Raw genomic sequence first — 16,674 nt, 5'->3', positions numbered from 1 at the left:
CTGGCGTCAAAAGTTGATTTTAAAGCCGGCATTGACGCGCACTCCGTAGTATTCGGCCTGCATGCTGCGCTCCGGCGTACCCTGATAGTAGCGCAGGGGCTGGTTCAGCAGGTTGTTGGCCTCGGCATAGAAGGTGGTCTTGAACTTGCGGCCGAACGTGTAGCTGGCGTTCAGGTCGAGGTAGTTCACCTTGTCGTAGTAGCGGTCGTAGAAGGCTTCCTCGCCCACTTCGTCGATGAAGTCGCTGGCGAAGTTGTAGCTGAGGCGGAGGTTGAAGCCCGCCTTGTCGAAGTAGAGCGAGGCGTTGGCTGTGTGCTCGGGCGAGCCGGGCATGCGGAGGTCTTCGTGTTCGCGGCCTTCGAAGTTGAAGTTCTTCACCTTGCTGTACGTGTAGGTGTAGTTGCCGTAGAAGCCGATGCACTTCAGGGCCGGGGCGATGAAGCCGAAGTCGCGCTGATAGGCCAGTTCGACACCCAGCAGGTCGGCGTCGCCGGCGTTGCGGGGCTGCTTCATCTCTTCGTAAGTGACGCCTTTGTATTCATAGTTGTTCTGGCGGTAGTCCACGATGAAATCATTGATTTTCTTGTAGAACAGGCCGGCGCTCACCAGACCGATGCTCTTGAAGTAGTATTCGGCGCTGAGGTCGAGGTTGTAGCTGAGAGTCGGGTCCAGGTCGGGGTTACCGAAGGCGATGTCTTCCTTGTCGATGATGACGTTGGGCACGAGGTTGGCATACTTGGGTCGTGCCAGCGTGTTGGTGAACGAAGCGCGGAGTTTCAGGTCGTTGTTCACATCATACTTGACGAGCACCGACGGCAGCACGTTGATGTAGCTCTGCGACTCTTCGGGCGTCTTGGTGTAGCTCTCGTCCTTGCCGCTCTCCTTGCCGTCGTCGTAGACATAGCCGCTGTAAGTGACGTGGGTATTCTCCAGACGCAGACCAGCCATCAGGTTCCATTTCTTGCCCAACTGCTGGTCGAAGCGGATGTAACCGGCGCTGACTGTTTCGTGTGCCTCGTAGTTCTCGCACATCTCGTCGTACTTGATTTCCTGTTCGAACTTGTTGGCGTCGGTCAGGTTGAGGCCGCCAACATATTCCTTCTCCACGAAGTTTCCTACCTGATAGCGGTCGCCGCCCATGTATCCGTCGCGGTTTTCGTTTTTCAGGTGTCCGAAGGCGTCGGCGATGAAGGCATCTTCGTCAGTCGGGCTGTATTCATAGAAATCGATCCACATGTCTTTGTTCTTGTCCACCACTTTGGCGCCGAATTTCAGCTTGTTGCTGTATTTTCCCTTGGCGAGCGGCAATTCGAAGTTGGCGCTGAACTTGAGGTCTTTCTCGTTGATGTCCTCAAACTGCTCGGTCAGTTCGTCCAGCTCGAAGCCGTTGTCGTTGTTCTTGTCCAGCAAGATGTTCTGTCCGTCTACGGGCGACATGTACGGGCGGCGAATGTCGCTCCAGTCGGTGTTCATGGCCACGCCTTCCTTCTTGAAGGCCAGGTAGCGTTCGTGCGGGCGTTCTTCACCGGCCTGTGCGTAGGATGCTTTCCAGTCGAACTTCAGCTTCCCGAAAAGGTGCTCGCCGCCCAGGGTGAAGTCCATTGTGCGCTGGCGTTCCAGGCGGGCATAGCGCTGGTCGGGGCCGCCCGACTTGGTTTCGTAGATCACTTCGTATTCATTGGGTGTTTCGTCGTCCCATTTGTAGGTGTGGCGGTAGCGGTTTTCCCAGTCGTTGCGGTTGTTGAAGATACCCTTGAAGTCAATCTTGTGATTGGCGTTGATTTCCCAGTCCAGGGCCAGCGAATAGCTTTGGCGTTCGCGGGTGACGTAGTATTGGCGTACTTCGTATTCGTCGAGCACAACCTCACCGTCTTCGTTCCGTTCGTAGGCCATCTCCACGTCGTCGCTTCCTGCGGGATTGTTCTGATAAGAGGCTGATACCATCAGGCCCAGCTTGTCGTTGAAGAAGCGGTCGCCGTAGGTGAAGCCCAGGTTTAGGGCCGCCTTGCCGCTCACCCAGTTGTATCCCGTACCGGCCGTAGCGGCGATGGTGCGCTTGTAGGGCGAGTTCTTGGTGACGAGGTTGATGCTGCCTCCGATGGCATCGGCATCCATATCAGGAGTTACAACCTTGTTTACCTCGATGGTCTGGATCATGTCGGCGGGGATAAGGTCGAGCTGCACGCTGCGTGTCTCTCCCTCGGCCGAGGGGACGCGGTTTCCGTTGATGGTCACGGAGCTGAGGTCGGCACTCGTTCCGCGCACCTGTCCGAAACGCGCTTCACCCTGGTCATACTGTACGTTGATACCACTGATGCGCTTCAGGGCGTCACCGATGTTCGAGTCGGGGAACTTGCCCACTTGGTCGGCGGATACGACGTTGGTGATTCCTAAATTACTGCGTTGTGAGTTGATGGCACGGCGTTGTCCTTGGAAGGCACCGCCCACAACAACTTCCTGTAATTCGAGGCCTTCATTCAGGACAACGTCCTTGTCCAGCGTTTTGCCTTCGGGAATGGTGATTTTCAGCTCTACAGGCGAATAGCCTACGTAGGTCACCTTAACTGTATAGGTTCCCGGGTCAAGATTGGGGAAAGTGTAAAAGCCGTTGACGTCACTTGTGACGCCTGTGTGTAGTTTTTCAATGTAGATAGAAGCACCCGGGAGAGTTTGCTTGGTGTTGTCAATGATGCGGCCTCGGATAGCTCCTTTGGCCTCATTTGCAGTTTCGTCAGCCACTGCGGGAGTAGCGGTAGCGGTTAAAAATAGAAAAGAATAAATCAATACTTTTACAATCTGTTTCATACCTGTTTTTTTCTGTGATTATTTTGCCGCAAAAGTACAGGCATGGCGTTACGCAATCTTTACAGGTTTTTGAAGAAGACGTAACAAAGATGTTGCAAAGCGGTTACAAACAAAGTGGGCAGTTTGTTAGGTTTTGCTACATCTCAGGAGTATTTTCCGACCGTCATTCAAGGTTGTAGCAAAGAGATAAGTTTCTCCTCCTTCGCCTAACTTGAGCCGTTTGCGCACTTCGGCTACGGTGGCGGGGAAATTGCGTATTGTTAGATTGGCCTTTCGTATGCCGTCCAGCAGTTCCTTCACTTCGTGCTTGCCGAATCCGCACCAGCCGTCGATGCGGAACATACGGCCGGGAAAACATGGCAACGCTTCATCGGAGGTATAAAGGTGACTATTGGTATGTAGTTTCTCTATATTATATATATAGGAAAGACTTCGGAAGGCACCCGCCTTCAGCAGCGAGGCATTGGGCTCGTAGAGGTAGGAGCGGGGAGCGTCGGCATAGCGGCAGGAGGCCTCCTGTTCTTCATGGCGGGTGAAGGTGAAGGCATCGTCGGTAGTTGAGAGGTTGACGCAACGGATGGGTACGTCGTCCGCCTGCGGGACTTCGCCACGTGCCAATACCAGCAACAGCTCTTTGCATTCGCCTGCCACGGAAACCACGTGCGCCGCTACTACATGTTTCAACGTGTGCAAGGCCTGTGTCAGGTCGAGCATAGGTGACAACTTCACTAGTACATGGGCTGCCTTCTCCAGTAACAGGCTTTCGAGAGCAGCTACATCAGGTTCGCAGTCGGCAATAGCTACCGTCTTGCCTCCGTGTCCGTCCCGTCGGGCGGGGTCGAGGTAGAGCCAGTCTAAGTCGGGCATCTGCTGCAGATAATCCACTCCGTCGGCATGGATCACGCGGGTCGTGCTCAGTCCCAGCAGCGGAAAGTTATGGCGGGCTGTCTGACACAGCACTTCCTGTCGCTCCACGTAGATAGCTTGTCTGAAATGCGGGGCCAGGAAAGAGAAGTCGATACCGAAACCGCCCGTCAGGTCGGCCAGTGAGTGACATGGGCCATCATATCCACTTACAACAGAAGCCTTATAGCGAGCCGTCACCTCCGACGAGCATTGTTCCATGGATAGGTGGGGTGGATAGAGTATGCCTTCTGTAGCGGCCCACGTCGGTATTTTTGTCTCGGCCGTCTTCCTGCCCGCTATCTGTATCAGAGCAGTCGGCATATCCACGTCGGGATACTTGCCTGCTTGCAGGGCTAACACACGCACATCGTCGCGGCGGTGTTCGGCTATAAATCGGAGGGTGGCTTCGGTCAGTGTCATAAGTTATCTTAAAGTGTTCCTTCAATGCTTCGTACAAATGTACAATTAATTCGTCACATGAGGAAATGAGTCAGATATAAAGTACTTCTTTCCATTCATCAAGTCCGTAGTTACGTCTGCCAAGTTGGTGTTTAGCGGGTTAAAGTAGGTCTTTAGGAATGGCGTGTGGCTGATGAGTGATTGATTGTCTCAATCTGCTTTCAACCCTTCATCTGTAGCGTAATCCGTTGGAAGAAAAGGAAGTAGGTTGAAAGATGAAGTTTCACGGTGGGTGCTCGCTGTTTTCGTGGTCTACGGCAATATTTTATTCGGTCTTATTCGGATGTTTCAATGCAATTTGCTTGTTATCAGCGGTTTGTTGTGAATTTACATCAGGAAATCTCAGATTTTGGTATGTGTAAACAATGAAACTTTGATGTCAGTTTGCTCTATTGTATTACGCCTCCTGGGGAATTCATCGTTAAGTTGCTTTGAGTTTGTTGAAACAGGTAAGTTGGGAGAATGCTTGATGTCTACTGCATACATCTATATCGCCTTGAAGAGGGATGTGATTCTATTGATTATATCATGACTCACGAAAAAGGACAAAAAGGAAAAACGTTAACTGCTGATTTTGTGCAATTAACGCTTCTTCTTTTGTGGACCAGCCTGGGCTTGAACCAGGGACCTCCAGATTATGAGGCTCTATGCCTTTCTTAGTTAAAAGCTTTTGAATCACTAAATTAATAATCTCTTTATAGTTTTAAGTGAAACAATAGTGAAACACTTAAACTTGTACAAAGATAGGTATTCCTTGAATGAAGAGCAAACTTATTGCATTGTAATCTGATAACTGCTATAAAGTTATTTAAGTATTTAGAGGTATATGATATCGCTTTCTCTGGTATTCTTCTAAACACTCCATATTTCCCTGTTTTAGATATGGTACAACATTATATTCCTTGGGATTCATAATCTGGATATTCTCTTAAAATGTAGTAGCTTTATAAAAGAAAAACAGCATAAGGGCTTTTTGCCTCAAATGCTGTTTTATTAAAATTTAGTTTACTGATGAAACTCTTTTATAAGTATTTATTTCTTGTGAATCAATTTCACCATCATAATATTCAGTTATTTCAAACACCAATTTTTCTGCATCTAATTGAATAATTTTAGTGGTACAACCATTATAAAGACTATAATCCCACTTGAAAACGTTGTTCTCAAAAGACCAATTAAATGGATATTCACTGCCGTACTGAGATTCCATTCGTCCTGTTCCGTCTGCTTTGAAAATTAAATCTTCTCCATCATCCGCTTCATCCCATGTGTCTTTAAAACCATCACTATCGAACTCCCATCCTTTAATCCAAGTTAAAGTCCATCTTCCAATTAAATCCTGTGAAGTTCCAACAATTGGTTCATCATCATCACTACAAGCTGCAAAATTCACTGCACACAAGACCATTAATAAGGCCATTCCAAAAAATCTTAATGTTTTCATTCATTATTAATTTAGTGAGTAATTTATTTCTTTACAATAGTTGTTCTGCTCGTTGAATTAAAGACATGGCTATCTCATTTAAATCCATGATAGTCATTTTTTTATCTTTGAAATAATAAGGTGCAAGAAAAACACTTCTTCCAGAGCTTTGTAGTATATCGGTAATTTCACCCATTAGCACAGAAACAGTTCCACACTCTACCCTAAGACGCGTACTCCAAATCATATATTACGGAGTTGATAATCAAAACTTATCTTTATAATCCTTTTTCTTTGGTTTACACCTTAGTTTACACAGGTGCTTTCCACCGTTTGGATTAAACATATTCTTATCATTACAAAGATATAGTTTTTATATGGACTGGCATAGGGTTTACCGCTAATATTATGGGCAATTAATAATTAATCTAAGTATAAAAGAATATGATATATTTTGACGCAATTAATATAGTAACAGATTCTATATTCTTGTTTATTTCAGAATATTAATCATTATCCCAGCCATTTTCTAACATATAATTCACTTCTTCTTGTCCTATTTCATTGTACGATTCATATTCACGCATTTTCGCTTCTTCTTCCCTTCTCTTCCTATCTTCTTCCCTTCGCTTTATTTCCTCTTCCTTTTTCTTTAAATAGACACAATGCCCCTCTTCGCTTAGAAAGAACTGTATGGGAGTAAGGTTACCTCTTTCCGCAGGTTTCAGTTCTTTGCTTTTTTTATTAAGGTAAGCAATGATAGGATAGTAGTTATTTCCCTTTTTGTCAGTGAATGTAGCATCCACCCATTCGGGGTATTTTCTCACTCTTAAATATATTTTGTCTTTCCTCAGAAACTCTCCTATCAGGTAGAAGCACAACCGCTCATCATATCTTGAATCTCCGCTATATTTTCTAAGGGTATTGAAGCAATATTGAGGTATTCTTGAAATGATAATATCCTCACAGAAAACAAGAATATTTTCATCATTGCAGTTAATAATATTTCGTATGGGATTATTATATTTTGAATCCGTATAAATGTCTTTAACCTCAAAACATCCAGTCCATTTGCCCTTTTCATAAACAGGAATAGATATTCTTTTCAATATTTGGTTTGTTACTTTTACATAAAGGTTTTCATCTTTTTCTCCTTTCCAATCAAAATGGCATAAATTTTTATATTGTTCAATCAAGATGCTGGGACGTTCACTAAAAGGCATTGCATTGACAATTTCACCCACCTTTAATATTTCCATAAACAAAGGAAATCGCTCAGGGTTTAACCAACGTGGATTATAAAAGTATATATTCATTGTCTGCTATTCTTTAATGTTTTTACAAAGATAGTGGTTTAAATAAAAAACAGCATAAGAGTTTTAGCCTCAAATGCTGTTTTTCATAATAATTCTATAGCCCTTACTTAATCATGCTATCTACTATTTGTTTAAACACCTCACCTGCCATCATCCCACTTGCAGGAACTTCTTCCTTGTGGATAGAAACAATGATAGAATATTGAGGTTTTTCAGCAGGGAAATAGCCACAGAACTCTATTATGTAACTTCCATCTTCCAGTTGTATAGCTCCTGTTTTTCCTGCAATTTGTACCTTGTCTGATTTAGCCGATTGCCCCAGTCCATCAGTAACCACATATTTCAGCGCCTGTTTCAAGCTGTCTGTATTTGCCTTGCTTGCTATATCTCCATTCTTGGCAATTTCGTTATATAAGGTAAGCATCTTAATAGTAGTCAAACTATCTAAATCAACTCCCATTTTCTTTAATTGGGCTTGATATGCCTGTTCATTACTGAAAGCTTTTTCTATCGTTTTATAAGTAGCAACATTTGAACTGACCGCCAATCCCTGTTGGATGGTTATTGTACCATATCCACCTCTATGCCAGTTATGGTCTTTTATCTCTATTCCATTTGCAGAATAAATACCATTTCCAACATTTACCGTATCTGACAGTTTGACTTGCCCTGTTTCCAGTGCTGCCAATATGGATATAGGTTGTATCAATCCCTCTGTTTGTTTCTGGGGTAGATTCTCACTTGTCTGGTAGGTTGCACTATCCTTCCTTTCAAGCCCTACCATAGCTTTAATTTGCCCTGTCTGAACTTCCATAATGATAGCTTGTCCAGATAAGGCATTTAGTACTGATAGATTGTTCTCTACAATAGAAGTAGCTTTAGCTTGTAAAGTGTTGTCTATGGTATAAATTTGTTTTGTCTGTTGTTGTTGACACGATATAAATAATAATGTAAATATACCAATATCTAATTTATTCATAAACATTAATATTTCATTATAGACTTGTAAATAGAAGATGATTTTTCTAATCGAATATTAATAAGAAAATATTCATAAGCCAATTCACTTTCTTGTTTTAAAGATTCTAAATCAAATTCCACATTGGCGTTGTTTGCTGCCATTTGAATCAATGGAATAGCCATATCTTGATAACGATTAAGGAGTTGGAAATATTTTTCCTCATTAAGTCCGTTCTTTCCATCAAACAAAGGTGTATATGTCATTTCTACATAGTCTTTTTCTATGCAAAATTGATGTAGATAATTAAGTATGAGGAATGGTATAATAGTCAAATTTTCTTCATTTACAGTTTTCCCATATTCTCTTAGTGTATTATTCATTACATCTTGTAGCAAGGAAATATTTGAACAAATGCAGAAAAACATCCAATAGGCGAATTCGGCTTTTACATGTTTACTATTAGTTGATTGCCCTAATCCAATTCCTAAATCATGGATTGCTTGTATCATAAAAGCATATCTCATTGCAAAGCCATTATTTGAGTTTTCATTAAGTATGAAGCTTTGTATTGTGCAAGCAATGCCTTTATCTAGTAGATGTTTATCAGCATAAGACCAATAATCATCACCAAGTTTCCAGCCCTCAATATTTAAATAATTCCATAATATTTTGGAATATATAGTTAATGCTTCTTTATCTCTTTTTCTGAAAGCCCCTCTAATATTGTGGCATATATTATCTAATTCAGTCATTTTCTATCCATTTATTTCTTATTATTACAAGGATGTGGTATATTCCCATTTTTATAAATATCCATAATTGCATGAATTATAAAGTCTATCATCCATTTTCTTGTTGAATTAAGTGGATAATGATAAAGTTTACAATCCCAATAATGTACATCTACTCTCCATGCAAAAGATTTGTTTGCTAAGATATATTCATAATCTGCTTTACTTTTAAAAAATATAATTTGTATTCTATCTCCCCAATTTCTACCATACCAAATAACCATGTTTGTACATTCTTTGTAATAATCTTTTTGGTCTTGGTCTATATTGGATTTTATCCATATAAAGTATGTGGACAGGCATTGCTGATATGTATGGTGATTTAATTGCATTAAAAAGAAAGGTTTCCTTTAATTCTATGATTAGCGTATATCATTCCTATGCAAAACATAGTTGTACATGTATCTTTCCATGCCTGCCATTTGGTTTGCCCATCCGTTGCATTATAAATATAGCATAAATCATTGAAAGTATCTTCGCTACATTGGGTCAGCCAACCATTTATAATAAAATCTTCCCTCGCATCCATATTTATTGCATCTTCAACATTTTCTATTAATCTTGAAATATTGTTTATCGTAAATATTTGGAATAAGACTCTTTCATTTATAAAACCTCTTTTCTTAAATTCATAAGTGGCTAATATTCCTGCAAAAGCACAAGATTTGAAAATTAATCTTGTTTGCTGACCGTCAGACAAGCTAGAATGGACATTTTCAAAATATTGCCACATCATTTTAGTTATTTGTTCTGAAATATTGTGTTCTTTCGTAAGTAACTCTGGAATTTCCAAAACTTCGTTATTGGGAAGTTGTCCCAAATTCACACCTAAATTTATGGCATTCTTTTTAACCTCTACAAGTCCTTTGACCCTTAATAATGCGTCTATCATATTTTGCATATATTGTGCCCACCTGTTCCCTGTAGATAAGCGATAAAAAATAAGGTGTGGGAACCATATTTGTCTTACCCTACTAACTGGCTTCTCGCATGGCCTTAACTGTGGATAAAACAATAGCAACCCACACCAAGGGGTATATAGAAACCTTACAAGCATAAGGTAAGTATATATCAATGGTGTGGTGCTACTGCTATCATCTTCACAGTCTTTCAAATTTTGCGAGAATTTGTTAGTAGAAGATAATTTCAATAACACCTTTCGTTTAATTATGTCCTTTCAGTTTGCTAACACTATAACTTACTAAAATTGTTGCAAATTTAGCGAAAGGTTTTAAATAAGTCTATATGTTGTAGAGATAAATAGTAAATCTTCTGCTATCAAACATTATTTATCTTTATCCCAACATATTTTTGGATATTTACAAACAGCTATCTCCAATATGAATTATAAGAATCCAGAAAGCTCTAAAGTCTGGATTTTCATGGATTTGACCTGTTACTATAAGGCTGAAATGCCAAACACAATTAATCGGACTTTAGATCTATTTGTAGCTTAAAATTTAGGTAGGACAAACTTTGATTAGGGTATATAGAGTTAACTTTACCCTTGATTTGTCCTACCTGTAAAAGTGAATAAAAAAAGGACAACTAAACGAATAGCTGTCCTTTCTTCAATATTAATGATATGTTTCTTATTTCTTGGAATAATGGTATCTCATAGAGAATATGTAAACCTCTATTATATCATCCTGCACGGAGTAGACAATTCTATGTTCTGCGTTGATTCTTCTTGACCATTTTCCTGCCAGTTCATATTTAAGCGGCTCTGGTTTTCCTATCCCTGTATAAGGGTGTTCGGATATATCTTCCAATAAGGTTTGGATTTTATTTAAGATAGCCTTGTTTCCGCTTTGGACAAAGTATAGATATTCTTTCCGTGCCTGCTCTGACAATGTTATTCTGTACATGCTGCCCGTTTTAAAAAGTCCTCTATGCTTTCACCTTCATTCTGGGATATAGAATTTCCGTTCTTAATATCCTCTTCACCTTTATGTATGGCTTCCATTGTATCGGGTGACGACATGATGTATTCCGTTTCCTTTAGAGAGTTGTATTCATCCAAAGAAATCATTACTACTCCTTTGCCATTCCCACGATTGACAACTACAGTATCATAATCGTCAATGACCGCATCAATGTAGCTTTTCAAGTTGGCTCTTAAATCTGTGTAATTGGCTGTTTTCATAAATCCTCCTTTATTATATTGCAAAGATATGTACTTATTTACGTACTTGCAAATTTAAACGGTTAATTATTGGATATTTAAGAAAAGGACACCCGTGAAGAATGCCCTTTTCTCTCTCAATCAATAAAGCTCATTTAATCAATGAACCATTTATATTTCTCATCACCATGTAAAGCTGAATTGATTCCCAAAGCCATTTCCGTTGCATTAAGAGAACGGTCTAAGAATGAATCAATATAGCTTGACTTATTAGCTCCAGTCAACAGGTTGTAGAACTTCCACATATTAAGCTCATTTCCAAAGCTGCCAAAATTTTCATCATTGATGTATGCTTTAGCTACACTGTTTATCTGGGTATCAGTAAGCAACATTCTGGGTAGTGCTTTCTGGTAGCCTGTTGGTAAGCATTGATAAAGTCGCATCCTGCCTATTATCTGGCAAAACTGGTGTTCACTCATTGAAGTGTTACCTAACTGTTGCATCAGATAAAGATGCTTGGCTGGATTGTAGTTACTGAAAAGTTCCAGTGCTGCACGATATAATTCTGTAGTATTGCTTACCCTCAAATCATCCTTATAACCATCTGTAAAGATGCACATGTTACAGCAGACTTGATTCTTGAAACCTATAGCCAAACGGAAAAGTTCTGGAACTTTCTTTGAATATAGATTCATCTGGTTGTAAGCTCTCACACCTACGATGGAAAGATTCAACTTATTTCCACCTACTGTTTCATAAATAGTAGGAATATCAATGCTGAAAGCAGCCCTTTCATAATAGATAGTCTTGTCAGACTCCAAAAGTTGGTTAGCAGGTTTGTGGATAGCTTCTGGGATTCTTCCCTTAATAATGTGACTTGTTCTGATAGTGGCTTGTTCCACCTTTTCACCACTAAAGAAAGATTGTGCTGCATCCTGTATGGTTTCCACAAACTGCGCATGATTGATTGTTAACTCATTGTCCTTGGAAAACACTGGAGTGATGCAATCATTCTTCAAATGATTCAATGTTACTTCTTGTGTGTTGGCTTCGATAAAATGATTGGCTGGCTTTACTGGATCATCCATGATAATGGTGGCTTCTTCGGCATATTCACCCAAATTCATTCTCTCACGATTCTGTGCCATAGCTGGCATAATAACTAAATTTTTCATAATGATTAATTGTTTAAATGATTATTGATTGGTTTTAACTTTGGAATTGGGAAAGCTTTTGTCGTTTTGTATTGCTTCATTACGATTTCTGCTTTACTACAATTCACTAAGTTACATTTGAGTGTTATTACAATTAGACTATATTACGGTTATGTCTAAATTGTGTCCACCCTTAGACAGTCAATCAATGATGTGAGGTGAATAGTAAAATTTATAATGAATCTGAGGGTGGGCAGTGTCTGCCTATTTTCATTTTTCTTTTGCTTGGTGAGAGGGGGTATAAAATTGGGGTATGCCCCCTCTTGTCAAGTATTAGTTTTCACCTAAAGCATTTTTGATAGCTTTGATAGTTCGTAGACGTTTCAGCTCTTTTATTCCCAGTTGACGGTAAGCTCTTCCTAAAATAGGGTATCTGTGTTCTATTTCAATTATCCCAAGATTGAATGTCATTGGTTTTTCTTTGATTTCACAATACCGTTTATGCAACTCTCTGAATGTAGGTTCTGAAATTAAATCCTTGACAAACTTTTCTGGTGCAACGTACCATTTACCTCTGGTGACGGTCATTCCTGATTGTATGTAGGTATTTCTTAATGACTGGTCGGATTGATAAACCACAGTAGCAATATAATAACTGTAAAGCTGCAACTTGGCCACCATATCATTAACGATAAATTTATTCTCTTGATAAGATAGGTAAGATTCAACCCCAACTTTCTTAATCTCATTAACCTGTTGCTTGATTGCAGGTTCTGATAGCTTGGCATTATTAAACATATCAGCCCTTTCCTGTGCTGCTTTAACTTCCTCGTCCACTATCTGCTCCATTTCTTCAAATGTCGTGTAATGGTCAGTAGCTTTAGTATTAAAGATATGGACAACCTTATTTCTAAATGGATTGGACTTGGTTCTGATTCTCCCTACGATTTGAGGTATATCCATATCAATGCTTACCAATGTATGTCTATTTTGTACATTGCTTACAACAAAACACAATCCTGTTTCAGAATGGAAGTCCACTCCCTCAAATGATTTTGAAGTAATGAAATTGAATCTTTTGGGAGCATCGGTAGAGCCTGATATAGTATAACCCCCTAAAGTGCTCCTGTTTTTAAGATTGTCGGCACAGATAATTCTATAATCATCTTCTGTTAGCTGTGTTTGTTTTAATATGGCTTTGATTTCAGTAACGCTGTTGATAAAGAAGTATGCTTCCTTACTCTCAATGCCATTCACATTCAAACAACCTTTGGTCTGATAGGTTTTGATAAACTTGGCTGCTACCATATAAGGCTTGTCCGTATGGTAAGGATAAACGGTAATTTCATCCGATTCACTCCAATTGGCAATGTATTCTGGAATACCGTTGAAAATGGAGGGCTTCAAATCCTTTGGAATAGGGGTGGCAGATAGAAAACAGTAAGATTTAAACTCTTTGAAATGAGCCAGCACACCGTTGATGGCTTTATCTCTGAATGAATATTGCTTTAGAAAGTTATGGTACTCGTCAACCATTAGTTTGAAATCTACAGGATTGATAAATTCCATCAGCTTGTCTATCTTGTCGTAGGTACAGATAATCTTCTTTATTCCAGCAGAAGACAAATAGTCCTTTAGTTTCTTCTTTAGTTCTAAGGTGAAATTTCCATATAAGCCAAATAGGTTGGTTACAACAGGGCTTAATCCTGCTTTACGTTCATGTTTCTTCCAGAACTTCACATTACCATCTACATCTTTAGTTGGATAGCATTTGTTCTCAATAAGTTCAGTGGTTGGAACTGCGATAATATAATTCTCGCAATTAGTAAGTGCTATGGTAGTAGCACCGCAACCTGTCTTGACCTTATTAAAGATGCAGTTTGCAGGAAAGTCCTCCATGATAAGGAATCCATCTTTCTCTTGAATATCTAGTTTGGTTATCATATATTGTTGGATTAAAAAAATCTGTTAGCTGTAAACCCAATTTTGGAACTTCAAATATGCCTAAAGTCCATAAAAGGGATAAATTGAGGCAGTTCTATAGGGCTGAAATGCCAACCTGAAAAACGAGAGTAGAGAAGCCCACCTGTCACATGGGCTTCATTTTGTCAGGCAGCCTTCTTGTCCTGCATCTCACTTATGAACAGAACCAGTTCTGCAACCAGACAGCTTTCCTTTTCATGGCATTCGCTTATTTTGTAAGCTGTAACCAGTGCCGCTGGAATCTTGCTCAATGCACACAGTACGGTTTGTAAATCAAACTTGCGTATGACCGTATTAATGGAGTTGACGGCATACCTCTTACCCTTTTCCTGCTTGCCAAAGACCTGTTCAACGGCTTCAATCAGTACTTCCGCTTCTTCTTCCGTCCTTTTCAGTTCTGGAATATCCTTAACATTCAACCCCATAACCAATTGCATTGTTTGTGTCTGTTTCAGCTTAATATCAAAGAACGACATGGCAGTATTCATGGGGATACCGTGCCTCTTGGCAAAGTTGTAGATAGAGTTGTAGGTTTGATTCTTGGATGCAATGGCTGCAAAACCTAATGATTCCACATTGTTTGGTTTACGACTATAAAGGGTTGTGTTTCCTATAGCCTGTCCGTACTCCTGTAGGGACACAAACTTGTGGACTTCCACATGTTCCAGTATTTCGTCCACTTCAAACCTCCAATAGGTATCCGCAGTGTCACAAGGGACATAGACATTGGGAGTTCCTTCAGGAATCATGTTCCCGTTGGCATCCTTCAACTCTATGCCTTCCTTCCAGAAGATGTCAGCATTTGCTAAGTGAAAGATTACGTCCAACACCTTCTCCTTGTCAAGCAGGGAAATCAGACCTAGCTTGTCCTTGGGTCGTTCCATGTTATAGATGGAATATCCCAAAATGATGTTTTCTACTCCGCCATTGATATTGGCCTTTACAGTCTTGAAGTTTACATTCTGTTCCATATTCATATATTATTAATTGTTAATGAGTTGCAACCTTCAAGCCTATGCGCACTTGGCTTTCTGATTACTCTGCAAAGGTGAGAACTTTTGAGAAGATTAAGGGAGAGTAAAATTTTGAGGATTTTGGTTCTCTCTTAACTTGCTTACCTTGCAAGTCCTGTTCCTTTGACGCTACAAAGATAGAGAGATGCCATTTGGATATGAGAGGTAAAAAATAAGGGAGATGTTACTCTCCCTTAGACAAATATTTGTTTTTCAATAATTCTTGTTTTGTACATTCCAAGCAAATTTCTTGTTCTTGCTTAAATATCCTTTTAGAGTGGTCTTGTCCGTGAGGAAATTCTCATTATCTGAAATTCCTGTAAGACAGATAAGTTGTGATATTAGAAATGTGATATCGTATGCGTTCTTTGCGCCTTTTCTATAATTTGTGTCAAAAGGTGATAGGATATTGAAGAACATTTTGAATGTCTGGGCAAACAAGCAGATTCTTTTGGTGTTGCTTGCCGTGACCTGCTGCTGTTTGGGGTAAGTGCTTACCATTTCTATATTGTCATATAGGTACTCTGTGTCAAATTCGTCTTTGGGATTCAAATCATCCCAATGTTCTTGGCAGCATGAAAGAATGAACTTGATTGCATTGGCTGTTTCTATGGTATGTATGGTTTTCCCGTTCACCTGTAAGGATAATGTCAATTCTTTCTTAAATGTTATATGGTCTGTAAGAGGGTTGGCATTGGGGTGTTCTTCATATTGGGATATAGCTTGGAACAGTTCCTTTATCTCGCTTGCAGGTGTTTCCCCATATTCAAGCGCTTGCCAGCATTGACCGTCTACGTAATCCTTTATAAACAGAATAGCAAACCAAAACTTATCCTTATCTAATTGCAAAGCTGATAAGGCAGTTTGAATTTCTTTGTCCTTTTTATATTCTTCATAAGTTAGTGGCATTTCAATAAGCCTGTTGTTATACCGTTCTTTAAAAGTGGGCATAGCTTCGCTTCCCTCCAATGTCCCTCCCTGTACTTTTTTAGGCATTGCAGGGTGTACTATCATGGCAAGCTGCCAAACATAATCCAAAATAGAATCTTCCTCTTTTGCTTCTAAAGTGGGATAAACTGCATCTATATTGGTAAACTTATCTAAGGGTTGCATATTCTTGGTGTAATGGTTTATATGCAAAAGTAAAAAAGAAAATCCCACTCACAATAATTGCAAGTGGGATAATTGTAAATCTACTTACTAAACACGTATTTCACTACTTTGGCATTAGCTTTATTCTCGTTCACAAAATCACGTTCAATATAAATATCAGTTACTTTCATGGAATCGTCTATATGGTTCAAAGCCGCATGGACTATATATTTGTCTATGCCAACCTTATTTAATGCAATGGTAGCCCAACTATGGCGAGCTGCATAATATTCTAAATCATCAACTCCTAAAATAGAGCCAATCTCTTTCAATCCATAATTAATAGCCTTATTGAAACCTTTTTCGTCACAGTAATATTGATAGAAATTGAATAATCGCCTACCTGTTTTATCTCTGTACTTATCAATGATAGGTTGAATTATTTTAGGAATATCCACCATCATCTTTGCTTTATCAAGTCTGCGGGCTTTTGTCTTAGTCCTGCAATAAATGATGGTATTTCCTTTCATTTCTGTTGCATTATAAAGGTCTGCTGAATTGATGCCCATCAAACAAAATGAGAGAATAAAGCAATCTTTCGCCAAATTGTAGCGACAAGTGGCTTTATAGCCTTTTTTCATATCCT

Annotated in this window: 14 protein-coding genes and 1 pseudogene; all 15 read right to left on the bottom strand. The window is 40.0% G+C overall.

The window, feature by feature from the left end:
- Positions 1 to 6: 6 nt before the first annotated feature.
- The gene (locus tag HF894_RS11990) at positions 7 to 2,805 is read right to left on the bottom strand and encodes a TonB-dependent receptor (protein ID WP_204972603.1); all 2,799 of its coding nucleotides are present in this window, start codon (positions 2,803 to 2,805) and stop codon (positions 7 to 9) included.
- Between the two features lie 126 nt (positions 2,806 to 2,931).
- Positions 2,932 to 4,131 carry a THUMP-like domain-containing protein gene (locus tag HF894_RS11985; protein ID WP_204972601.1) on the bottom strand — a complete coding sequence of 400 codons (1,200 nt, stop codon included), beginning with the start codon at positions 4,129 to 4,131 and terminating at the stop codon, positions 2,932 to 2,934.
- A gap of 1,039 nt (positions 4,132 to 5,170) precedes the next feature.
- Positions 5,171 to 5,614, bottom strand: coding sequence for a hypothetical protein (locus HF894_RS11980; protein WP_204972599.1), 444 nt, complete (start codon positions 5,612 to 5,614; stop codon positions 5,171 to 5,173).
- A gap of 485 nt (positions 5,615 to 6,099) precedes the next feature.
- Positions 6,100 to 6,909: a hypothetical protein gene (locus HF894_RS11975; protein WP_204972597.1), complete on the bottom strand. Its 810-nt coding sequence runs from the start codon at positions 6,907 to 6,909 to the stop codon at positions 6,100 to 6,102.
- Between the two features lie 103 nt (positions 6,910 to 7,012).
- Positions 7,013 to 7,894, bottom strand: coding sequence for a penicillin-binding transpeptidase domain-containing protein (locus HF894_RS11970; RefSeq protein ID WP_394369850.1), 882 nt, complete (start codon positions 7,892 to 7,894; stop codon positions 7,013 to 7,015).
- Positions 7,894 to 8,622 carry a hypothetical protein gene (locus tag HF894_RS11965; protein ID WP_204972594.1) on the bottom strand — a complete coding sequence of 243 codons (729 nt, stop codon included), beginning with the start codon at positions 8,620 to 8,622 and terminating at the stop codon, positions 7,894 to 7,896. The genes HF894_RS11970 and HF894_RS11965 overlap by 1 nt, the downstream gene beginning before the upstream one ends.
- A gap of 11 nt (positions 8,623 to 8,633) precedes the next feature.
- On the bottom strand, positions 8,634 to 8,885 hold the full coding sequence (locus HF894_RS11960) for a hypothetical protein (protein WP_246593235.1): 252 nt from the start codon (positions 8,883 to 8,885) through the stop codon (positions 8,634 to 8,636).
- A 107-nt stretch (positions 8,886 to 8,992) separates the two neighbouring features.
- Positions 8,993 to 9,553, bottom strand: a complete 561-nt coding sequence (locus HF894_RS11955; RefSeq protein ID WP_246593234.1) for a hypothetical protein — start codon at positions 9,551 to 9,553, stop codon at positions 8,993 to 8,995.
- 700 nt (positions 9,554 to 10,253) lie between these two features.
- Complete coding sequence (locus tag HF894_RS11950) at positions 10,254 to 10,529, bottom strand: Txe/YoeB family addiction module toxin (protein ID WP_204969348.1); 276 nt, start codon at positions 10,527 to 10,529, stop codon at positions 10,254 to 10,256.
- A complete protein-coding gene (locus HF894_RS11945) occupies positions 10,517 to 10,807 on the bottom strand; it encodes a type II toxin-antitoxin system Phd/YefM family antitoxin (RefSeq protein ID WP_204969347.1) in 291 nt (96 codons plus the stop codon). The genes HF894_RS11950 and HF894_RS11945 overlap by 13 nt, the downstream gene beginning before the upstream one ends.
- A gap of 134 nt (positions 10,808 to 10,941) precedes the next feature.
- On the bottom strand, positions 10,942 to 11,961 hold the full coding sequence (locus tag HF894_RS11940; protein WP_204972588.1) for a DUF3871 family protein: 1,020 nt from the start codon (positions 11,959 to 11,961) through the stop codon (positions 10,942 to 10,944).
- Between the two features lie 312 nt (positions 11,962 to 12,273).
- Complete coding sequence (locus HF894_RS11935) at positions 12,274 to 13,884, bottom strand: DEAD/DEAH box helicase family protein (protein ID WP_204972586.1); 1,611 nt, start codon at positions 13,882 to 13,884, stop codon at positions 12,274 to 12,276.
- Between the two features lie 164 nt (positions 13,885 to 14,048).
- Complete coding sequence (locus HF894_RS11930) at positions 14,049 to 14,894, bottom strand: hypothetical protein (RefSeq protein WP_204972583.1); 846 nt, start codon at positions 14,892 to 14,894, stop codon at positions 14,049 to 14,051.
- A gap of 255 nt (positions 14,895 to 15,149) precedes the next feature.
- Positions 15,150 to 16,049, bottom strand: a complete 900-nt coding sequence (locus HF894_RS11925) for a hypothetical protein (RefSeq protein WP_204972581.1) — start codon at positions 16,047 to 16,049, stop codon at positions 15,150 to 15,152.
- An 80-nt stretch (positions 16,050 to 16,129) separates the two neighbouring features.
- Positions 16,130 to 16,674, bottom strand: a pseudogene (locus HF894_RS11920) (phage integrase SAM-like domain-containing protein); the annotation flags it as partial.

Origin of the sequence: Caecibacteroides pullorum (genome assembly GCF_019239235.1) — a bacterium.
Taxonomy (GTDB): Bacteria; Bacteroidota; Bacteroidia; order Bacteroidales; family Bacteroidaceae; genus Bacteroides; species Bacteroides pullorum.
Note: the sequence above shows the minus strand (reverse complement) of the source record. Positions and strands in the feature narration are given on the sequence as shown.